A 22262-nucleotide genomic window follows, 5' to 3' on the forward strand; every position below is an offset into this window, starting at 1 on the left:
CATTCGAGGCGAGTCGGCCAGCACCACGCGCGGAGCCGACCACTCGCCGCGGCGGCGAGTGCGCGTCACCGCACCACTGTGACCCGTGGGTGGTCCCACTGTCGTGCATCGACACGGAAGGCAGGTGAAACCTCATGGCACCACCGATAACCCGTGAACTGTGGTACGAGCACTGCTACACCGAACCGATGCCGCTCGGCGACGGTGCGCCGATGCCGATGCGGAACCTGCGCAAACTCTCGGCCGAGCAACGCGCGGTCTACGACACCACCCGACGTCTCTACATCGACGACGAACGCGTCTACCAAACCGCCAACATCGCGGCCATCGAGAAGCAGACCCGCCGCATGCTGGATCGCTCCCGCAGCAAGACATCGGTGGTGCGGCGCGGGTTACGCATATCCGGGCCGTCGACGACGGGAAAATCTACCGCCATCATCCACGTCGGCAAACGCCTCGAACGGTCCCTGCGCAAGCGCTGCGATCGCGAACACGACAGATCGTTCGTCCCGATCGCCTACATCACCATCAGCGACATCAACAACGCCAACAAGCTGTGGTTCGCCTTCGCACAGTTCTACGGAATCGAACTGCCCAAACGCGGCACCATCGAGGAACGGATGTACATCATTTCCGCGCTCATGCGTGATCTGGGCACCCGGTTCGTGCTCGTCGACGAAGTCCACCACCTCGATCTGCGCAAATCCCAAGGCGCGGAAACCGCCAACGCACTCAAACGCCTCGCCGAACACACCGACACCTCGATGATCTACTCCGGCATCGACCTCGACACCGCCCCCCTGTTCACCGGACGCGCCGGCGAACAATGGCGCAAGCGCACCATCCCTTACGACATGCAGGCCTGCAGCCTCGACGCCCCAACCCGGCGCGCCGAATGGATTCAGCTGGTCAAATCGTTCGCCGGAGACCTCCCGCTGTGCGACTACCGGCCCGAGGATCTCACACCCCTGGCCGAGTATCTGTTTCACCGCACCGGCGGCATGGTCGGCTCACTGAGGCAACTACTCACCGACGCCGCATGCGAGGCGATCGACACCGGAACCGAAAAGATCACCCGCACACTGCTTGACGGCGTCAGCCTCGACCAAGACGCCGACAGCTACGCCAGCACCCACCACGACTACACCGACCCAGGACAACCTCGCTGATGACGACCACCATTCGGCAACTACCGATCAGCGTCGCGCCCCTGCACGGTGAAACTATGCGCGGCTACATCAGCCGCCTGGCCGGCACCAACCACCACAGCATCGGCCATCTGTGGGAGGCGGTCACCACCGCCTACGACCCTGCCCACGCGCTCGCCGCCTACAGCGGACATCCCGCCGCCAATCTCCTCAACGCACTACCGGAACTATCCGACTACAGTCCCTCCATCCCGATCGCCACCCGGACTCTGCCGGGAAATCCCCGAACCCTTACCTGCTACGCCTGTCAGCGATGCGTCGCAGTCAAAACCGGGCACACCGACACCACCGTGGTGGTCCGCGCCGATCACTACCGGGTCCTGTGCCGGCGGCATCAGCGGTGGATCGGCGGCCCGTATCTCAAATGCGATGCACATCAACAGTTCTCGGTGACCGGACACCCCGATATCATCAAAGCTGCCGCTCGTCACCACAGTATCGCCCGTCAAGCGGGAGTCATCGACAGCTCCGAAGCCTTCAGCGACGCGATCCGGGCATTCGTGTACTGGGAACACCACGGCATCATCAACAGCGACAGGACTCCGGAAATCGTGCGCCGCCGTGAACAACTCGAATGCACCGCAAGCAGCGGCCGCGCCGATCCCCGCGCCTACGCCTGCTGGTATCCCGACGCTGTAGCACTGACCGCCATCCTTCTGCGGAACCATTTCGAGGTCCGCAGCGCCGGCCCGGCCAAGCGACACAGTGTCATCGCAGCAACGCTGCGAACCGTGGCACGCACCCTACTCAACGGCCACGAACCGATCGGCAGCTACGACCCCCTCCGCCAAGCACTCGACTCCACGTTCTACCCTCCCTCGACCTACTTCTAGACCGCTGTCACCCCCGCCCGCCCAATGTGCAGCGTGGTTTCAATCCCGTTCGCGTGCCGAGTTTATGGCCACGTTGCCTTTAATGGTCCAATAAAACTGAGCAAGGCCGATGAAACGTGTGTTCTCAGGCCTTCTCGCGGGCGACTATGACCGGGCACTCGGCCAGATGCAGCAGCGCGGTGCTGGTCGAGCCGAGCACCATGCTCGCGAATCCGCCGCGGCCACGGCTGCCGACGACCACCATTTGCGCGAGCCGGGAATGGTCGAGCAGTGAGCGGACCGGGCTGTCGCACATCACGATTCGTTCCACCGCGACGTCCGGGTAGCGCTCGGACCAACCAGCCAGGCCTTCGGCCAGCACGGTGTCCTCGTGCTCGCGAATCCCCTCCCAACCCGACACCGGAAGGTCATAGCCGCTGATATCGCTCCAGGTGTGCAGGGCGATCAGGCCGACCTTGCGCCGCGATGCCTCGTCGAAGGCGATCTCGACGGCCAGGGCGCTGTTGGCGGTGCCGTCGACACCCACCAGCACCGGCCGCTCCGCCCACCCCGGGTCGGCCGGGCGGTCGTCGTGGATCACCGCGACGGGGCAGTGCGCATGTCGGCTCAGCGCGGTTGACACCGATCCGAGGATTGCGCGGCGGATCGCGCCGCGGCCGTTGTTTCCGACGACGATCATCCGCAGTCGTGCCGAGCGGTCGATCAGAGTGGGGGTGGCCAGATAGAAGGTCAGTTCGGTGGTGATCGGAACCTCGATGTCGGACACCGTATGCCGGGCGATCGACGCCGCCTCGGCCAGCATCCGCTCCCCGTCGGCGCGCAGCCACTGCTTCTCACCTTCGGCGACCACCGCCTGCAGGCCGTCGCCGGGTGCGACGCCGAAGGAGGTCAGGATGTGTAGTGGGCAGTGGTGCAGCGCGGCCTCGGTGGCCGCCCAGGCGGCCGCCCGCAGCGACACCGCCGAGCCGTCCACGCCCACCAGAATGGGCGGGTTGATCGGGTTCGAGACGAATGCGTGGCGCGATGTCATGATCTGCTCCTTCGACTGTGGCTGGTGAAGAGTCTTCCGGTCCACACGGGCCGATCTCAGAGCACAAGGTCCTCCCGCGCGGGGGTCTTCGGTTTCTCATCCACGGGTGGCCGTGCGGCCGGCGACGCGCGACCGGCGTCGAGCGAACGTGCCAGCGCCACCAGCACCCCGACCGTTCGCCCATGCTCATCGATGAAGTTCTGCCGCGCCTGTCCGCGGCGGAAGGTGACGAACGCCCGACCGGTGTGCAACTGCCAGGTGTGCCAGAACAGCATCGGCACCAGCATCACGAAATTGACTGCGCCCCAAATGATCCACACGCGTTCGTTGAACCAGCCGTGCGAGGGCATCAGCGTCGGGAAGACGTTGTAGATGCCGATCACGAGCATCAGCACCGGCAGGGTGTAGATGCGCGCCATGATGTAGAGCTCCGGCCGACGCATCACCAGCGGATAGATCTCCGCGACGGCCAGAATGCAGATGCTGCCCGCGAAATGTTCTTCCTGCGGTGGATAGCCGCCGAAGGTGAAGCACAGGTTCCACGAGGTGTAGATGAAGTTCCACGCGACGGTGGTGTAGGCGATCAGCTCAGCGTTCGGTCCGGCGGTGATCTCCCAGAAGCGCGGGCTGTAGGGAATGGTTAGACACAGACCTAGCCCGACGGCCGCGTTCCAGTAATTCCCCAGATCGACGTCGCGGATCGTCTCCTCGGCGATATTGAGGAACAGAATCGCGTACGGGAACCACAGAAACCGCGGGTCTCGCAACCACCGCCACAGCACCCCCGCGCGCTCCTCGGCCACCGCCACTCGCATCGCGCCCACGAGCGTGAGCGGAATCAGCACCGACAGGATCTTGGCCCAGGAGAACCAGTTGACCAGGCCGATATCGCGGCCGGGCCCCCAGATCCACAGCGGGAAGGTCAGTATCGACAGGCCCCACACCCCCATGGACGCGCGCGGGTGCAGCTGCATATATCGGACGATGACGCACAGCAGTGCGCAGAACACGAGCATCGAGAGCGCGGTGGTCCAGGTGAACGGCGCGGGATCACCGCTGACTGTCTCCGAAACTGCAAGAGGCATCATGCGTACAGCACACCGCCAGCGAACCCATTGTCCCTAGGAGAACAGGTCCCGACCCTCAACGCCGAAGGTCGCTATTCGGGCATCTCCCGGACGGGTTGCCGAATCGAGCCACCCGGCACGAGCCATTCCCGGCGGCCCCGGCAGTCGATCTCGATCGGCGCTGCCTCACCGGGATCGGAGCCGAGTTCGAGGACGTCCGCATCGATGCGGACGGTGAGCCGATGGCCGCGGTACTCCATTGGGAAGGTGAGCGTCGACAGCGCTCGTGGCCAGCGTGGATTGAAGATCAGTCGGTCCGCTCGGATCTCGAGGCCGGTGAAGCAGCGCTGCAGCAGGTCCACGCTGCCCGCCATGGCGGCCAGATGGATACCTTCGGCAGTGGTTCCGCCCTGGATATCGGCGACATCGGATTCCAGTACATTGCCGAAGAACTCCATCGCGCGGTCGCGGTTGGCGCGGGCCAGCACCCACGAGTGCACGACCGCGCTCAGGGTGGAACCGTGCGAGGTCCGGGCCAGGTAGTAGTCGATCGTTCGGGGGATCATCTCCGCAGGCAGCTCATAGCCCATGCGCCCCAACAGCTCTCGCAGTTCGTCGGCGGACAGCAGATAGAACAGCATGAGCACGTCGGCCTGCTTGGCGACCCGGTAGCGGTTCACGTCGTCGCCCTCGGCCTCGAGGATGCGGTCCAGGCGGCCGATGTCGCCATAGCGGCGGGTGTAGTCGTCCCAATCCAATTCCGCCAATTCCTGATACCGGGCAAACTGACTGATCACCCCGTCGTGGAACGGCACCACGAGCCGATCGGCGACCTCGGCCCAGTGCGCGGGCTCCGGCGGCGCGACGCCCAGCGACTCCATCAACTCGGCCCGGGCCCGCGGCGCGAGCAGATCCAGCGCCTCGCGCGCCCGGCGAATCACCCACCCCGCCATGACATTGGTATAGGCGTTGTCGTCGATGCCGTCGTAGGGAGCGTCCGGATAGCCCGAGTGGAATTCGTCGGGCCCGATCACCCCGCGCAGGTGATAGCGGTCGTCAGCCGGATCGTAGACGGCGCTGCTCGCCCAGAATCGCGCGATCTCGACCAGCAGCTCGGCACCGACCGCGGCCAGGAAGTCCAGGTCCCCGGCCACCTGGTAGTACTGCCACACGTTGTAGGCGACCGCGATTCCGGCATGCCGGGCTCGCGGACTCGCATCCGGTCGCCAGCGGCCCGACCGCGGGTTCAGATGTAGCCGCTGGCTCTCCTCCCGGCCGTCGCTGCCCGACTGCCAGGGGAACAGCGCACCCGCACAACCGATTTCGCGCGCCAGCCGCCGCGCTTCGGGCAGCCGCCGATACCGGTACCCCAGCAGCGACCGGGTGATCGCGGGGATGCGCACGTTCAGCACGGGCAGCACAAACAGCTCGTCCCAGAACACATGTCCGCGATAGGCCTCCCCGTGCAGCCCCCGGGCGGGTACGCCGACGTCGAGAGCGGCGGTGTGCGGCGACAGCGTCTGCGCCAGGTGCAGCAGATGCAGCCGCACCGTTCTGGCCGCCTGCGCATTGCCGTCGGGATGGATTCGCAGTCGGGCCCACAGGTGCTCCCACGCGACCGTATGCGCGTGCAGGACATCCGCGAACGCGCCGAGATCGTCGAGTTCGCGCACCGCCTGCACCTGTGGGGCCGAGACCGCGTGATCGCGGCCGGTGAAAACGGCGACCATCTTTTCCACTGTCACGGCGTCCCCGGCGTGGACCTCGATATCGAACTCGTCGCCAGCCATCTCGTCCTCGTCGACGGGTCGGCCGGTCGCCTCGCACGGACCGCCGTTCTTCCGGACCGCCACGCGCACGGCGGTCGCGATCGAAATACGGGATTGGTTGGTCTGCACCAGGACCAGCACCGTAGAGGGCGATGGCCGTTCGGTGGACACCACGGCGAAATGGCGATCCAACAGTTCCCGATACCGCTCGACCAGACTGTTGCGCACGCCGGTGTCGATCGCACTGCGCACCGTCAGTTTTCCGCACCAATTCTCCGGTTCCACGGTCGTTTCCAGTGCACACAGATGCGGTGCGTGCATCGCGGCGAACCGGCTTTGGCAGACCGTGGTCATACGGCCCTCGCTGTCGCGATAACGCAGGCGGCGGGTCAGAACAGCGCGGCGCAGATCGAATTCCTGTCGATAGGACAGCAATTCGGCCTCGTCGACGCAGAACCAGGCGCCGCCATCGATGCGCCACGACACCGGCAGCCAGTTCGGGACGTTGACCATGCTCTCGTTGTCGACCACGTGCCCGGCGACCCCATCCCGCAGCCGGTTGTACACCCCGGCCACATAGGTGCCCGGATAGTGTTGTGCCCCAGCCCGCGATTCGGGTGCGGCCCCGCGCGTGGCGAGATAGCCGTTGCCGACCGTGCACAAAGCCTCGCGCAGCTTCTCTTCCGCCGCCACATACCCGTCGTAGGTGAGCAGCCACGACTCCGAAGCGATCGCGGTGGCCGCGCCCGACAACAGCTCGGTGAGCCGGCCCAGGAGCTCCCGCACCCGCGCCGGACCGTCGACGGCGAAGTGAGCGGCGCTGCGGCGATCACCATTTTCACTGTGGCGCACCACGACCGGCACGCCGTCGGCACCCATCGCGTCGAAGGCGTCCTCGTCGGTCAGATCGTCACCCAGGTAGACCGGCAGCGCGGGAGCGTCGAGGCGATCGAGGATCCATCGCAGCGCATAGCCTTTGTCCCAGTCCAGATCCGGACGGAGCTCGGTGACCTTGCGGCCGCCGGTGACCCGCAGTCCGGCCTGTCCCCCGACCTCGTGCACGGCCGCCACCACCGCGGCCACCCGGTCCGCGGCGACATTGCGATGATGCACCGCGACGGCGAAACGCTTGTGCTCCACCACGACCCCCGCGATATCGCGCAGCCGGTCCCCGAGTTCGACCGCGGCCCGAGCGATCGCGGGTTCGGCCGCGGCACCGGCCTCGTGGACATGGCGGGTCCCGTCCGGGGCGAGCAGCTCGAAGCCGTGGCTGCCCGCGTACCAGATCCCCTCAGTTCCCACGCGCTCCCGCAGGTCCGCGAGATCACGCCCGCTCACCACCGCGACGGGACAGTGCCGCGCCAAGCGTGCGAGGGTCTCCCCCACGTGCTCGGCCGGTCGCGCCGCCGCCGGATCGGGGACGATTTTGGCGAGGGTGCCGTCGAAATCGGCCAGCACCGCGACCTTTTCGCCGTCGACCAGATCGACTATGCGCGGCCAGTAGGTGAACACATCGGGCAGCTCCGACATGCGCCGGAAACCGTCGTGAATCCCGATCTCCGCCAGATCGGTGACGACCACGTCGGCCCCACCGGCGGCCAGCCGGTCGGCGTGCCCGACCCGGTCCACACCGACGACCCACCCGAAACCACCCCGCCGTCCGGCGGCCACCCCCGCCTCGGCGTCCTCGACGACCACCGTCCGCTCCGGGTCCGCGCCGAGCCGGTGCGCGGCCTCGTGCAGCATCGCCGGATCCGGTTTGCCCGCCAGGCCCAGATTTTCGGCCACCAGGCCGTCGACCCGGACGGAGAACAGATCCCCGATTCCGGCCGCCTGGAGCACTTGGGCGGCATTGCGGCTGGCGGAGAAGATCGCACTGCCGATGCCCGCCGCGCGTAACCGGCGCACCAGCGCGACCGTCGACGCGAACGCGGGCACGCCGTCGCGGGCGATGCGTGCGAGGAACATCCGATCCTTGCGGTTGCCGAGCCCGCACACGGTGACCGCGTCGGGCGGATCCGAGGGCGCGCCCCACGGTAGCGAAATGCCGCGAGAGGCAAGGAAATCCGCGACTCCGTCGGCCCGTGGCTTGCCGTCGACAAAACGCTCGTAGTCGGTCTCGGTGAAGGGCTCGAGATTCTCCCCCAACCCGGAATCGCGCTCGGCAAGAAAGCCGTCGAACAGCTCCCGCCAGGCCGCCGCGTGGATGCGCGCACTGTCGGTCACCACACCGTCCATATCGAAGATCACCGCGTCGTAGCGGCGCGGATCGAGGAACACCTTCGGTTCGTCACTGCCCTGCACAGCTCCAGCCTGCGCCCGCACCGACCGTGACAGGAAGAGTCGTAGGTCCCGCCGGAGCGCCCGCTCCCGGGGTCGGGGGCACGTCCGGTCGAGGACCAACGACCCTGCCCGCCCCGCTCGCGGCTGCCTACCGTGAGGATTCATGAACCCCGTGCCCACCGGCGAGATCATCGAACAGGCCGTCCGACTGGCCGGGCGGGCGCCGTCACTGCACAACAGCCAGCCCTGGCGCTGGGTCTTCGACGGCACGGCGCTGCGACTGTTCGCGGTCGCCGAACGGATGCTGCCGACCACCGACCCCTCCGGACGACAGCTTATCCTCAGCTGCGGCATCGCACTCGATCATCTGCGCGCGGCCATGGCCGCCGCGGGATGGCGCACCCATGTCGTCCGTTTCCCGAACCCGAACCGCTTCGATCACCTCGCGACGGTCCGATTCACTCCCACACCCATCGTGACCGACGCCGACCGCGAGCGCGTCGCGGCCATCACCACCCGGCGCACCGACCGGCTGCCGTTCACCGAGCCGAAGGGCTGGGCCGACTTCGCACCGTTACTGCGAACCCTCGTCGATCCCGACGATGCGCTACTCGACGTGCTCGGCGACGACAGCCGCCCGCGGCTGTCCCACGCCTCCGAGCTCACCATCGCCTTGCGCCGCTACGAATCGGATTATCAGGCCGAATTACAGTGGTGGGCAGGACATGTGGTGGCCGCGTCCGGTATTCCGCGCTCCGCGCTGATCAACGACGAAGAGCGCGATCGTGTTGCGGTGGGCCGCACATTCCCGACCACGCACGGGGACTCCCGCCGCAGCGGAATCGTCGATCATTCCCGAATCGTGGTGCTGTCCACCGACGCCGACGACCACGACAGCGTGCTGCGCTGCGGCGAGGCGATGTCGGCGGTGCTGCTCGAATGCACTGTCGCCGGCTACGCCACCTGCACCCTCACCCATCTCACCGAGCTTCCACGCAGCCGCACCATCGTCGGCGAACTCACCGGCCGCACAGCGCTGCCGCAAGCCCTGATCCGCGTCGGGAACGCACCCGCCGCAACCGACGCTCCGGCCCGCACACCACGTCGACCGCTAGCCGAGATCCTCCGGATCGCGGACACTCCCTCAGCGCCCTGAGCCGCTGGGGCGATCGTGACTTCCCTTGCCTCGCAGCGGCATTCCGGCGGACCGTCCGCGCGCGTGGCTGTCGGCGGCGTCCGCGTCCGCATTGCCCGGCACCGCGGTCCTGCACGCGCTGGGCACGGCTACTGCCGGTACTGTTCCCGTCCACCCCCGTCGCCCATGCCCTCGGCTTCCCACCGCTGCCCGGTGGTTTCTTCCTCGCTCTGGCCGTCATGATCGTGCTGTACCTGGCCCTGGCCGAGATCACCAAGCACCGGTTCTTCCGAGCGCGGCCCCTCCTCCCCGCCCGCCGCGCGCGCACTCCCGCATTTCAGATTCATCGCCGCGCGTTCCGTTTCAGCCACTGAGAGGACCATCGAAGTCATGACCCCAACCAACGCGCCATGGGCCGAGATGAAGGAAACCCATATCGGGCTGGTGCTGCTGTGCGGAGACCGGGCCTACAAGATCAAGAAGCCGGTGGTCACCGACTTCCTCGACTTCGGCACGCCCGAACGACGCGAGCGAGCGATCGCCCGCGAGCTGGAACTCAACCGCCGGCTGTCGCCGGATGTGTACCTGGGCGTCTCCCATCTCGACGACCCCGAGGGCGGGCCGAGCGAACCCGTACTCGTGATGCGCCGCATGCCCGACGATGACCGGCTGACCCGAATGCTCGACGACCCGGAGCGGGCGCGCACCGCACTGTCGGCACTGCTGGCCATGCTGGCACGGTTCCACGACGGCACCGACCACGGCCCGGAGGTGGACCGCGCCGGAACCATCGAGGCCCTACGCGACCGATGGGCGCTACTGCTGGACGGGCTCACCGATCCGCCGGTCCCGGGCGACACCATCAAGCGAATCACCACCCTGGTACACCGCTTCCTCGACGGCCGTAAACCCTTGCTGGACAGCCGGATCGCCGAGCACCGCATCGTCGACGGGCACGGCGACCTGCACGCCGGGGACATCTTCGCCCTGCCCGACGGTTTCCGTGTGCTGGACTGCCTCGACTTCGACGACGAGCTGCGCCATCTCGACCGCCTCGACGACATCGCCTTCCTCGCCATGGACCTGGAATTCCTCGGACACCCCGACCTGGCCACAACCGTGATCGATGAATACTGCACCGCCACCGGCGATCCCGCCCCACCGTCGCTGCGCCACCACTACCTCGCCTACCGCGCCGTCGTGCGGGCCAAGGTGAACTGCATCCGCCACCAGCAGGGCGGCGCCGAGTCGGCCGACCATGCCGTACGGCACGGCGAGATCGCGCTGCGCCACCTCGAAGCCGGCGCGGTTCGCCTCGCACTGGTCGGCGGGCTGCCCGGAACCGGAAAGTCCACCGTCGCCGCCGAACTCGCGGCGGCCACCCAAGCCGTCGTCCTGTCCAGCGACCACATCCGCACCAGGCTGCGCGCAACCGGCGAAATCCACGGCGCCAGCGGTGAATACGGCCACGGGGCCTATTCGCCAGAGGCCAAGGCGGCGGTCTACACCGCGCTGCTCGACGAGGCGCGCACCCACCTCGGCCACGGCCGATCGGTCATCCTCGACGCCAGCTGGACCGACGCCGAACAACGTCGGCGCGCCGCCGCACTCGCCGAGGAAGCCGACGCCGCCCTGCTCGAATTCGTCTGCCGCGCACCCGAATCGGTCACCGCGGCGCGCATCGCCGCCCGCACCGGCGGCGAATCCGAGGCAACCCCGGCCATCGCGGCCGCCATGGCACACGACGATACTTCGTGGCCCGAGGCCGTCGGGTTGGACACCACCATCCCACTGGGAGAAACCGTCGCCCGAGCCACCCACGCCTGGGCCGCCACCTCATGAACCGGTGCCCGCCGGAACCACGACCCCGATATCCCCGTCGTAGCGGCGATACAGCAACCGCCCGCGCCGATCGGACGGGTCGGTACAGAAGACGAACGGCAACCCGTACCGGCACAGCCACTCGGCCGCCTCGGTCTCGGTGGACGTCCGAGCGGGATGCGGGTCGACCGTCCACGGCACCCCTGCCCGCACCGGAGGACGCATGCTGTGCTGGCGAGCGAGCCGAATCCCGAACGGCCCGGACCAGTACACGATCGCGTCCTCACCCGTGCCCCGATCGGTGAACAACAGGGCGTCGTAATCGAGCGCGTCGAGCATCGCGACGGCCTCGTCCAGGCCGTGGGCGCCGAGCGGGCACACCTTGCGCCGGACGATCGAGGCCCGCCCGCTGGAATAAGCCAGCGGGCGACGCGCCGGATCGGGCCACCCACGCATCAACCGTCCGGCGGAAATCCGCACCAGCTGGCAATCCAGCCGATGCGCCGCCAAGGTCGCGGCGAAGCCGACCGGACTCGCGAGCTGCGTGCGCACCCGTGTCCGCGGCAATGCGAGACCGGCCTGCACCAGTACCGCGGCTTCGTCCGCAGGTCGCGCCGTCAGACGTACCTGGACGAGCAGATCGAGGCGATGACGGCGCATGACGCGAACGAAGGCCCCTTCGGCACGGGTGACTTCCCGCTCCGCCACCGGTCCACTCGTCGTGATCAGAACTTTCGGTTCGATCGTCGGTTTCGGCTCGCCCGGATTCACCGTCGCTCGCCTCCTTCCACTGCACTGACGTGCCCGCTATCCCATCAGCTCACCACCCCTGCCGTGCAGAGCCGAAAGTCCCGGGAAGGCACTTTCCGCTAGCCGGACCCGCGCTCGCGGGCCCGCGACAGCAGCTCACCCACACCGGCTTTGATCCCCGCAGCCAGCGCGTCGATATCAGGCGTGCTGTCGTAGTCGGCGGTGATGCCGAACGCCAGGCGATCGGCGTAACCGAGAATGGCGATCGTCGTGCGCAGGCGCATGGCGATCGGGATGCACGGCAGGATCTCGAGCACCTCACGGCCGTGCATCGTCAGCCGATGGCGGGGGCCGGGCACATTGGTCGCCAGCGCGCTGATCGCATGCTGCGGATAGTGCGACGCCAGTCGGAACGTCCACGCCACCATCGGGAACGGCAGCAGCCCGGCCAGCGACAGCAGTGACCGCTGCGCCTCGGCCTCGCCGCGCGAGCGGTGGGCCGAAATCTGTCCGTGCACCGCCTTCAATCGCTCGACCGGATTGGCCACCTCGACCGGCAGCGTCGGCACCATGGCCGAAACGCGGTTGTCCGGAACATATTTCGCGTCTTCGGCACGGACCGACACCGGCACCAAGACACGAACCTTGCCAGGAGTGAGCTGTTCACCACGCCCCAGCAAAACCTCGCGATACGCCGAGGCCACCGCGGCGACCGCGACGTCGTTGACCGTCACGCCGAATGCCCTGCCGATCTCTCGGATCTCAGGCAGCGACGCGCGGGCGATCGCATAGCGCCGCTGGCGCCCGATCGGACCGTTGAACGACGATCCGGTCGCCGGGCCGGCGGCCGCATACAGCACCGGCGGCAACGTGCGCAGCATCGACACAGCGAGCCGCGCCGCGGTGACGGGCAGGCGGAGCGCACGCGTCACCGTCTCGAAAACGGTGGACGGTCCACGCTTTTCGGCGCGCTGGGCGTTCCCCTCGCCGGTCGCCCGGTCACAGAAGCTCTCGAACAGCGTGATGCCGGAGATGCCGTCAACCATGCTGTGATGGGCCTTCACCAGCACGGCCCACCGGTCCCCGGCGAGGTGGTCCACCACGACGCACTCCCACAGCGGATGGTCGCGATCGAGGCGCTCGACGAGCTCGTTCGCGACCAGCTCCCGCAGCGACCGCTCGTCACCGGGCCCGGGCAAAGCGGTCCACCGGATATGATGCGCCAGGTCGAAATTTGGATCGTCTTGCCAGGTCGGCGCCTTAACATCGAGCGGTGCCCGGCGCACTCGTTGACGCAGGCGTGGATTGCGGTCCAATCCGACGGCCACTCCGGCCCGGAACTCCTCCCGGCTCGGCGGTGCCCCCGCGATGATCGCGACCGCTCCGATCCCCAGGCTGATGTGGCGGTCGGAGTCCTCCAGTTCAATGAAACCCGTGTCCAGCGGGCGCAATTCGGTCATGACGAGCGCCTTCACGACAGCCGCCGACGCCGAGTACGCCGACTTTCAAAAGCTGCCTTCGTTACCTGTCCAGCGTCACGCTCGCAGTCCCGCTCGGGGAGTCCCAGAGGTAATCCGTGGAATCGACCTTCGACCCGTCCGTTTCCGGCGCGGCGCGCCCGTCGAGCCGCCGATACAGCTCGTCGATGTGCTCGGGTCGTCCCGGGGCGGTGCCCGGGGTGCCCAGGGCCGCGGTGGCGGCCGCGATCCCCAGCCGGACTGCGGCAGACAATCCGAGACCGCGCGACAGGCCCACCGTGATGCCACCGACCATCGCATCGCCCGCGCCGATGCCACTGATCACCGGTTCCCGGATCGGCGCGAACCATTCGGCCGACCCCTCGGTGACAGCCAACGCCCCCTCCGCCCCCAGCGAAACCACGACTATACGAGCCACACCCTCGGTGATCAGCTGGCGTGCCGCCGCGATCTGCTCGTCTCGGTCTCGCAGCGGCCGACCGACACAGTCACCCAATTCCCGCACACTCGGCTTGAGCAGATACACCCCGCCGCGCAGCGCCCGCAGCGCCGCACCGGAGGTGTCCACCACCAGCCGGGCCGTCCAGCTCGCCGCGCGATCGGCCAACCGCTGAAAGAAATCCGGCGCAACTCCCGACGGAAGACTGCCACTGACGACGAGAAATCTTGCGCCGCAGGCGATCTCCTCGACCTCGTCCAGGCAACGCAGCTGCTCGTCGGCATCGAGCGCAACACCGGGAAAGACGAACCGGTACTGCGCGCCCGAGGACATGTCGGTGACGGAAATGTTCTCCCGGGTCAGCCCGGCCACCGGCACCAGCCGCATCGAGATGCCCGCCTCGGCCACCAACTGCTCCAGCAGCCGGCCCGTGTGCCCACCCGCGGGAAACATCGCCGTCACGGTCTCCCCCAGCACGGCCGCGGTGCGCGCCACGTTGATTCCCCCGCCGCCCGGATCCAATCGCGGTGTCGTGCAACGCATCTTGTCGATGGGCACCAATCGTGGTGTGCTGGTGGCAAGATCGATCGCCGGATTCATCGTCAAGGTAACGATCGACATCGTGACAGCCTTCCTTGCGCCGGGCCGAGCCCGCCCTGGTCCACACGAGTCGATTTCACAGGCCGACTGCGGTACTCGAAAGAGCAACCGGTGGTCGCGGGGAAGGACCGAAGTCCCGAGCGACAGGTCGGTCGCTTCCGACGAAGGACCTTCGGCCCTAGTGCTGCCACTCGCCGTTCCGCTCGCCGAGGATCTGAACGGCTGCCTAAAATAGGTCCGACTCCCTCCCAGAGTCCCGTAGCCGCGGCTCCGGAGCGAGCAGCCCGACCAGGGAGGCCTTCCGGTGACCGAGCGCCCGTCCAACGACGCCTACTCCGTGCGCGAGACGCTCTCGCAGTTGCGGCTGCGGGAACTGCTCGCCGAGGTCCGCGACCGGATCGAGCAGATCATTGACGCCCGCGACCGCATGGACGGCCTCGTGGAGGCGATGCTCACCGTCACCGCCGGACTCGAACTCGACCAGACGCTGCGCACCATCGTGCACACCGCCATCACCCTGGTCGGCAGCGACTACGGCGCCCTCGGCGTGCGCGGCCACGGCCACGAACTGATCCAATTCATCTACGAAGGCATCGACGACGAACTGCGCGCCCACATCGGACACCTGCCCGAAGGACGCGGCGTGCTGGGCGTGCTCATCGACGAGCCGAAACCGATCCGCCTGGACAACCTGGCCGACCATCCGGCCTCGGTCGGCTTCCCGCCCCATCACCCGCCGATGCTCACCTTCCTCGGGGTGCCTATCCGTATCCGCGACGAGGTCTTCGGCAACCTGTATCTGACCGAGAAGTTCGGCGGGCAGCTGTTCACCGAGGACGACGAGGTGATCGTGAAGGCATTGGCCGCGGCGGCCGGGGTGGCCATCGACAATGCCCGCCTCTACGAATCGGCCCGCCGCCGCCAGGGGTGGATCGCCGCCACCCGCGACATCACCACCGAATTCCTCGCCGGCACCGACTCGGAGCAGGTACTGGGGCATCTGCTCGACCACGCCCGGCGGCTGACCGAATCCGAGGCCGCCTTTCTCGCGGTGAGCCTCGATACCGATCTCCCGCCCGACGAAGTCGCGACGCTGCGCATCACCCGGTGCGACGGCCCCGCCGGCAAGCTCGCCGGGCGCGAACTGCCCACCCGCGGCACCGGGGTCGGCAGCGCCTTCACCGAGCAGACCGCGTACCGCTTCGACAGCCCCGCGGCCGCCTGTCTCGCCGACGAACTGCCCACCTCCGGCCCGGTCCTGCTGCTGCCCCTGCACACCTCGAAATCCAGCCTCGGCGTCCTGGTGGCCGCCCGGTCGCCCGAGGCGCCCCCCTATGACGACGAAACCCTGGAATTGACAACGTCGTTCGCCAACCAGGCCGCCCTGGCCATGGAACTGGCCGCCGCCCAGGAACAGATGCGCGAACTCGGCGTGCTCACCGACCGCGACCGCATCGCCCGTGACCTGCACGACCACGTCATCCAGCGGCTCTTCGCGATCGGCCTGTCCCTGCAGGGCACCATCTCGCGCAGCAACAAACCCGAAGTGCGCGAACGGATCTCCCGCGCGGTCGACGACCTGCAGGAGGTCGTGCAGGAGATCCGCACCTCCATCTTCGACCTGCACGGCGGCGACGGCCGCGTCACCCGCCTGCGCCAACGCCTCGACGACGCGATCCACCAGCAGACCGCCGACACACCCCTCGCGGCCTCACTGCGCGTCACCGGCCCGCTCTCGGTCGTCGACGGCGAACTGGCCGACCACATCGAAGCCGTTGTACGCGAGGCAACCAGCAACGCCGTCCGCCACTCCGGCGCCGATACCCTCACCATCACGGTGACGGTCGGCGACGACGTCGAAGTCGTCGCCGAGGACAACGGACGCGGCCTCCCGCAGTCGGTGACGCCCAGCGGGCTCGACAACCTGGCCAGCCGCGCCGAACAACGCAAGGGCACCTTCACCACCGCACCGGCGGCCACCGCGAGCGCGCTCGGTCCCGGGACACGGCTGAGATGGGCCGTTCCGCTGGCCTGAATTCGACGCTGCCATTGGGCCTCGGGCACGACAACGAATGCCCCTACTGCCCGAATCCCCGCGCTGGGACGGTGGATCTCGACAACGCCGACCCGCAGGAGATTCGCCATGACCCAGCCCTCGGTTCTGATCGCATACGGTTCCAAGCGCGGCGGCACCGCGGAAATCGCGCACTGGATCGGGGACGAATTGCGCGCCGCGCACATCCCCGCCGACATCGCGAACGCCCGTGAGATCCGTTCGCTCGACGGATACGACGCCGTCGTGCTCGGCGGGGCACTCTATATGGGCCGCTGGCATCGTCACGCGCGCGGATTCGCCCGCCGATTCGGCAAGCAATTGCGCGAGCGCCCGGTCTGGGTTTTCGGCAGCGGTCCCCTCGACCATTCCCTCGACGGGCCCAACCCGCCGAAAATCCTGGGCGGCAACGCTGTTCGAACGGTCGCCGAGCGTCTCCACGCTCGCGATCACACCCTCTTCGGTGGCCGCCTGAAGGCCGACGCGACAGGCTTCCCGGCCGCCGCCATGGCCAAGAAGGCGGCCGGGGACTACCGCAATCGCAGCCAGATCTGCACCTGGGCCGCCGATATCGCCGCCCAACTCATCCGCCAACCACGCTGAAAGGATTCTCGCGATGGACTACCGAGTGGACGTCTGCGAAGTGGTCCCCCGGGCGGTCCTGCGGGTGTCCCAGAGGATTCGCGCCGACCGTCCCGGAGAAGACATCACCGCCGGAATGGCCGCGCTGAACACGGCGCTGCGCCGGGCGGAACTCACTGCGTGCGGCTCCCCCGCGATCTGCTACCGCGACGACCCCCGGGTGGCCGAGAGTACCGTGGTGGACTTCGAGATACCCGTCGAGCCCGGAACGATGCTCGGCCCCGGCTCCGGCGCGGAGGTCGTCATCGCACCCGCGACCCTGATCGCCCGCACCTGCCATCGAGGCGACTACGGCGGCCTGGCCTCGGCGCACCGCGCCCTCAAGCTGTGGGGACGCGAATCCGGCTATCGAAGGATCGGGCAGCCCAGCGAGGTGTATCTGGTCGGCCCCGACGAGGTCACCGACCCGAGGCGCTTGATCACCGAAATCCGCGTCCCGGTGGCCCCTCCGCTGGCCATGACCGTCCACCGGACCGAGCCCTTCGACGACGTCGTGCAGTCGACCCGAGAAGCCCTGCGCGAACAAGGTTTCGGCGTCCTGACCGAGATCGATGTCCAATCCACCCTGTGCGAGGAGCTCGGCGAGCACATCGACCGCTACCTCATTCTGGGTGTCTGCAATCCGAGCCTGGCCGCCCGTGCGCTGCGGGCCGATCCGCAAGCGGGACTTCTCCTGCCGTGCAATGTCGTGGTGCGTACGACCGGCACGGACACCGTGGTGGAGGCCGCGGATCCGCGGATAGTGCTTCGCGCCACCGCCCAGCCCGCTCTGGCCGATATCGCCGAGCAAGCGCATCGGTTGCTCGCCGCCGCGATCGACCACTTGCGCCGCGCTCCCCGTCCGGCACGCGGTGCACTGCCGGGCGAGTGACCATGGGCCTTCGGCCCCGAGGCCCGAAGGCCGTATGCGCGCCGGGCTGCGAGGGCAATGCTCGAACCATGACAACAAGCGACCCCCTCACGACGACCCCGGTCCCAGACCATGCGACGCTGCTGGCGGTCATGCGCCTCGCGGTCCGCGCGCCCTCGGTGCACAACACCCAACCCTGGCGGTGGACCTTCGACGGCGTCGAGCTGCATCTGCACGCCGACCCGGACCGGATGCTGCCCGCCGCCGACCCGCACGGCCGCCAACGCACGATCAGCTGCGGCGCGGCGCTGCACCACGCCCGCACCGCCTTCGCCGCTTACGGCTGGCACACCGACACCGTGCGGCTGCCCGACTACGAACGTCCCGACCATTTGGCGAGCATCACCTTCCGCCCCTGGCCCGACCCGCCCACCGGCATCGCCCCCCGCGCTCGCGCGATCGTCGATCGCTACACCGACCGACTGCCGATGCTCGCGCCCGAGGGCTGGACCGACCTCGTTCCGAGGCTGCGCGCACTGGTCACCCCGCACGGCCTCGAATTCGATGTGCTCGGCGAACAGGGTCACGCGCGGCTGGCCGCGGTCTCCGAGCATACGACCTCCGCCCGCCGCTACGACATGATGTATCAGCACGAATTGCATTGGTGGGCAGGCAATTCCGATACCGCCGAAGGGATACCGCCCCACGCGCTGGTGTCGGCCGCCGAGCGCGCGCGCGTCGATATCGGACGAGAATTTCCCTCCACCGCGCATTCCGCGCGCCGCGCCGATCTCACCGACCGGTCCCAGCTGGTGGTGCTCGGCTCCTACACCGACTCCCCGATGGTGTGGCTGCACACCGGCGAGGCATTGTCGGCGATCCTGCTCGAGGCCACGGCTGCGGGACTGGCCACCTGCCCCGTCACGCACATCACCGAACTCGCGGCCGGGCGACGCACGGTGGCGACCCTGCTGTCACAGCCGACCCTGCCCCAGGTCGTCGTGCGCATCGGCACCGCCCCCGATCGTCAGGAACTGCCGCCGACGCCCCGCCGACCGCTCACCGATGTCCTGGAAATCCGCGAATACTGAGCGTCGGCTCCGACTCGCGTAGAAAGGGACTTTCGGCCATGTTCGACAGTCGTTCGGCCCACCTACTGTGATCTCAATCCACCGCTACCGATTGGACACCACCCCATGATCAAGGTGTTCCTGGTCGACGACCACGAGATCGTCCGCCGCGGCCTGACCGACCTGCTCGAGGGCGACCCAGAGCTCACCGTAATCGGCGAGGCGGGCGACGTCTCCCAGGCCTTGGCTCGCATCCCCGCCCTGCGCCCCGACGTCGCCGTGCTCGACGTGCGACTACCCGACGGCAACGGCATCGAACTGTGCCGCGAACTGCTGTCCCGGCTCGACGACCTGCGCTGCCTCATCCTCACCTCCTTCACCGACGAACAGGCCATGCTCGACGCCATCCTCGCCGGAGCCAGCGGCTACGTCGTCAAGGACATCAAAGGCATGCAACTGGCCGAAGCCATCAAAACCGTCGGATCCGGCCGCTCACTGCTGGACAATCGCGCCGCGGCCGCCCTCATGGATCGACTGCGCCGCAGCACCGAACCCGACGGCCCCCTGGCCAACCTCACCGAACAGGAACGCACCCTGCTCGATCTGCTCGGCGAGGGCCTGACCAACCGGCAGATCGCCGAACGAATGTTCTTGGCGGAGAAGACGGTCAAGAACTATGTCTCACGCCTGCTGGCCAAGCTCGGCATGGAACGGCGCACCCAGGCCGCCGTCTACGCCTCCAAAGTGCGCGGTGATCGAAAATCCTCGAACTGAGGCCCTGCGGTCGAGGACCTTCGGCCATAGTGCTCAGACCCGTTCGTCGGCGAATCTGGCTGCAGGCCAATGCTTCACCTCAACGGATCGGAGTCGTGATGGGCGACTATGTGGCAGGGCTCGACGAACTTCGGCTCGCCGACGCCGACCGAGCCGGCGGCAAGGGCGCGAATCTCGGGGAGCTCGTGGCGGCGAAACTGCCCGTGCCGCCGGGCTTCGTCCTGCTACGGGCGGGCTATCAACAGGTGATCGACCAGGGTCCGCACGGAGCCGAGCTGGCGGCCATGCACACCGCCGCCCTTCAAGCCGCTGCGGCAAGCCCCGCCGTCGACGCTCGACAGCTGGACGAATTGTGCCGGCGCATGCGGGAACTCGTCCTCGACACGCCCCTCCACGGCGCTGTGCGCGAGGCGATACTGGCGGCCTATCACGCACTCGGCGAAGCCGTTTCGGTCGCGGTCCGTTCCTCGGCGGTCGGCGAGGACGGCGCGACCGCTTCCTTCGCGGGCATGAACGTCACCCGGACCAATATCCGCGGTGACGACAAACTGCTTGCCGCCGTGCGGGACTGCTGGGCCTCGCTGTTCACGCCCCGCGTCATCACCTACCGGGCCCGCCGCAAGATGATCGACACTCCCGAAATGGCCGTCGTCGTGCAGCAAATGGTCACCGCGCGTACCGCAGGCGTCGCATTCACCGCCGACCCGGCGACCGGCCACCGCGACCGCCTGGTCATCGAGGCCGCGCACGGGCAGGGCGAGGTGGTGGTATCCGGGTCGGTCACACCCGACACCTACCTGCTCGACGCGACTGGCCCCACCCTGATCGCCACCCACCCCGGCCGCCAGAACTACGCCATCGTGGCAGGCCCCGACGGCGACCAGCACGTGGAACTGCCCGAGGCACAAACCGATTCGACCGTACTGAACGAATCCCAGATTCTCGCCGTCGCCCGCCTCGCCCTGCAGGTCCAGCAGCACCACAGCGGCCGCCCGCAAGACGTCGAATGGGCCTTCGACGACACCGACCTGTGGCTGGTACAGGCACGTCCGATCACGACCCTGCACGACCAACCCCAGCCGGAGACACCGACCACGACGAGCATCGAGGTGCGGCCTGGCCGCCGCCCCCGGCCAGGCCAGCGGCCCCGCTCGGGTATTGGTGTCCCCGGACCAGGGTTCAGCGCTGGACAAGGGCGAAGTGCTGGTGGCACCCATGACCAATCCGGACTGGCTGCCCACGATCGCGCGGGCCGCGGCGCTGGTGACCGACAGCGGCGGCATGACCTGCCACGCCGCCATCGTCGCCCGCGAGCTCGGCGTCCCGTGCGTGGTCGGCACCCGCACCGCGACCTCCACGCTCTCCGACGGCCGGTGGATCACCGTCGACGGCACCACCGGGCAGGTCCGCGCCGCACGCGCGGGCACATCCACGGCCGCTGTTCACGTGGCCGCCGAATCACCTTCTCCCGCAGCCCTTTCCGAGGTCACCGGGACTCGGATCTATGTGAACCTGGCACTGCCCGATGTCGCCGAGCGAGTGGCCGTCACCGACGTCGACGGCGTCGGCCTGCTGCGCGCGGAGACGCTGCTCACCCAGGCCCTCGGCGGTTGGCATCCCCGTGAACTCATCGCCCGCGGCGAACAGCGCACGTTCTTCGACTCGATGACCGAATCGCTGTCGCGCATCACCACCGCCTTCGCACCCCGTCCCGTGATCTATCGCGCAACGGACCTGCGCAGCAACGAATTCCGCTCGCTGACCGGCGGCACCCGCTATGAGCCCGAGGAACGCAACCCGATGATCGGCTACCGCGGCTGCTACCGCTACATCCGCGACCCCGAGGTGTTCCGGCTCGAACTGGCCGTCCTGGCCCGCGTCCGCGAACGCACCCCGAACCTGCACCTGATGATCCCGTTCGTCCGCACCCGTTGGGAACTCGAGGCCTGCCTGGAACTGATCGACGCGACACCACTGGGCCGCCACCGCGACATGCACCGCTGGGTGATGGCCGAGGTGCCGTCGGTGATCCACTGGCTACCGGAATACGTCGGCCTGGGCATCGACGGAGTCTCGATCGGCAGCAACGATCTGACCCAGTTGATCCTCGGCGTCGATCGCGATTCGGAGGAATGCGCCTCCCTGTTCGACGAATCCGATCCCGCCGTCCTCGACGCGATCGGCCGCCATCGTCACCACCGCGCGCCGCCTCGGCATCACCTCGTCTCTGTGCGGGCAAGCCCCCTCCACCCACCCGGAGTTCGCCGAGCACCTCGTCTGCATGGGCATCACTTCCATCTCGGTCACCCCCGACGCCCTACTCGACACCCGCCGCGCCGTCGCCGCAGCAGAGCGCCGGCTCCTGCTCGAGCACGCCACCTCCCTCGAGCACTGACCCACAGCTTCTCAGCAGTGACGGCGGCCAGTAGATACTCCTCGCGGGCGGCCATATAGGGCCCC

At 68.1% G+C, this 22262-nt stretch carries 16 protein-coding genes and 1 pseudogene; 10 read left to right on the top strand and 7 right to left on the bottom strand.

Annotated elements, in window-relative coordinates; genetic code table 11:
* The first annotated feature begins 134 nt into the window (after nt 1-134).
* Complete coding sequence (locus NDR87_RS00965; protein WP_251909272.1) at nt 135-1169, top strand: ATP-binding protein; 1035 nt, start codon at nt 135-137, stop codon at nt 1167-1169.
* Nucleotides 1169-2041, top strand: coding sequence for a TniQ family protein (locus NDR87_RS00970; RefSeq protein ID WP_251909271.1), 873 nt, complete (start codon nt 1169-1171; stop codon nt 2039-2041). Before NDR87_RS00965 ends, NDR87_RS00970 begins: the two co-directional genes overlap by 1 nt.
* Nucleotides 2042-2165: 124 nt before the next feature.
* Here the strand turns inward: NDR87_RS00970 and NDR87_RS00975 are convergent, their stop codons facing one another.
* The 3 genes from NDR87_RS00975 to otsB all read right to left on the bottom strand — a co-directional run bounded on the left by NDR87_RS00975 (nt 2166) and on the right by otsB (nt 8211).
* Complete coding sequence (locus tag NDR87_RS00975) at nt 2166-3071, bottom strand: universal stress protein (protein ID WP_251909270.1); 906 nt, start codon at nt 3069-3071, stop codon at nt 2166-2168.
* A gap of 56 nt (nt 3072-3127) precedes the next feature.
* Nucleotides 3128-4159, bottom strand: a complete 1032-nt coding sequence (locus NDR87_RS00980) for a hypothetical protein (RefSeq protein WP_251909269.1) — start codon at nt 4157-4159, stop codon at nt 3128-3130.
* 71 nt (nt 4160-4230) lie between these two features.
* A complete protein-coding gene (gene otsB, locus NDR87_RS00985) occupies nt 4231-8211 on the bottom strand; it encodes a trehalose-phosphatase (RefSeq protein WP_308212026.1) in 3981 nt (1326 codons plus the stop codon).
* Between the two features lie 142 nt (nt 8212-8353).
* Here otsB and NDR87_RS00990 point away from each other — a divergent pair, with 142 nt between their 5' ends.
* Nucleotides 8354-9346: an NAD(P)H nitroreductase gene (locus NDR87_RS00990; RefSeq protein ID WP_251909268.1), complete on the top strand. Its 993-nt coding sequence runs from the start codon at nt 8354-8356 to the stop codon at nt 9344-9346.
* A 128-nt stretch (nt 9347-9474) separates the two neighbouring features.
* Here the strand turns inward: NDR87_RS00990 and NDR87_RS00995 are convergent, their stop codons facing one another.
* Complete coding sequence (locus tag NDR87_RS00995; protein ID WP_251909267.1) at nt 9475-9717, bottom strand: hypothetical protein; 243 nt, start codon at nt 9715-9717, stop codon at nt 9475-9477.
* Here NDR87_RS00995 and NDR87_RS01000 point away from each other — a divergent pair.
* The gene (locus NDR87_RS01000) at nt 9716-11167 is read left to right on the top strand and encodes an AAA family ATPase (RefSeq protein ID WP_251909266.1); all 1452 of its coding nucleotides are present in this window, start codon (nt 9716-9718) and stop codon (nt 11165-11167) included. The genes NDR87_RS00995 and NDR87_RS01000 overlap by 2 nt on opposite strands.
* Here NDR87_RS01000 and NDR87_RS01005 read toward each other — a convergent pair.
* From NDR87_RS01005 to NDR87_RS01015, 3 genes are all read right to left on the bottom strand, one after another.
* The gene (locus NDR87_RS01005; protein ID WP_251909265.1) at nt 11162-11854 is read right to left on the bottom strand and encodes a sigma 54 modulation/S30EA ribosomal C-terminal domain-containing protein; all 693 of its coding nucleotides are present in this window, start codon (nt 11852-11854) and stop codon (nt 11162-11164) included. The two genes, NDR87_RS01000 and NDR87_RS01005, sit on opposite strands and share 6 nt — an antisense overlap.
* 161 nt (nt 11855-12015) lie before the next feature.
* Nucleotides 12016-13356, bottom strand: coding sequence for a wax ester/triacylglycerol synthase family O-acyltransferase (locus tag NDR87_RS01010; protein WP_251909264.1), 1341 nt, complete (start codon nt 13354-13356; stop codon nt 12016-12018).
* Nucleotides 13357-13417: 61 nt separating this feature from the next.
* A complete protein-coding gene (locus tag NDR87_RS01015; RefSeq protein WP_251909263.1) occupies nt 13418-14434 on the bottom strand; it encodes a 1-phosphofructokinase family hexose kinase in 1017 nt (338 codons plus the stop codon).
* A 283-nt stretch (nt 14435-14717) separates the two neighbouring features.
* On the opposite strand from NDR87_RS01015, the gene NDR87_RS01020 reads away from it, so the two are divergent.
* From NDR87_RS01020 to ppsA, 6 genes and pseudogenes are all read left to right on the top strand, one after another.
* Complete coding sequence (locus NDR87_RS01020) at nt 14718-16448, top strand: GAF domain-containing sensor histidine kinase (protein WP_251909262.1); 1731 nt, start codon at nt 14718-14720, stop codon at nt 16446-16448.
* 108 nt (nt 16449-16556) lie between these two features.
* The gene (locus NDR87_RS01025) at nt 16557-17069 is read left to right on the top strand and encodes a flavodoxin domain-containing protein (protein WP_251909261.1); all 513 of its coding nucleotides are present in this window, start codon (nt 16557-16559) and stop codon (nt 17067-17069) included.
* 13 nt (nt 17070-17082) lie between these two features.
* Nucleotides 17083-17979 carry a DUF302 domain-containing protein gene (locus NDR87_RS37620; protein ID WP_308212027.1) on the top strand — a complete coding sequence of 299 codons (897 nt, stop codon included), beginning with the start codon at nt 17083-17085 and terminating at the stop codon, nt 17977-17979.
* A 68-nt stretch (nt 17980-18047) separates the two neighbouring features.
* Nucleotides 18048-19049, top strand: a complete 1002-nt coding sequence (locus tag NDR87_RS01035; RefSeq protein ID WP_251909260.1) for a hypothetical protein — start codon at nt 18048-18050, stop codon at nt 19047-19049.
* 105 nt (nt 19050-19154) lie between these two features.
* Nucleotides 19155-19802 carry a response regulator transcription factor gene (locus NDR87_RS01040; RefSeq protein ID WP_251909259.1) on the top strand — a complete coding sequence of 216 codons (648 nt, stop codon included), beginning with the start codon at nt 19155-19157 and terminating at the stop codon, nt 19800-19802.
* A gap of 98 nt (nt 19803-19900) precedes the next feature.
* Nucleotides 19901-22197: pseudogene (ppsA, locus tag NDR87_RS01045) on the top strand (phosphoenolpyruvate synthase).
* Nucleotides 22198-22262 lie beyond the last annotated feature (65 nt).

The organism is Nocardia sp. CDC159, from assembly GCF_023740735.1.
Classification (GTDB): Bacteria; Actinomycetota; Actinomycetes; order Mycobacteriales; family Mycobacteriaceae; genus Nocardia; species Nocardia pulmonis.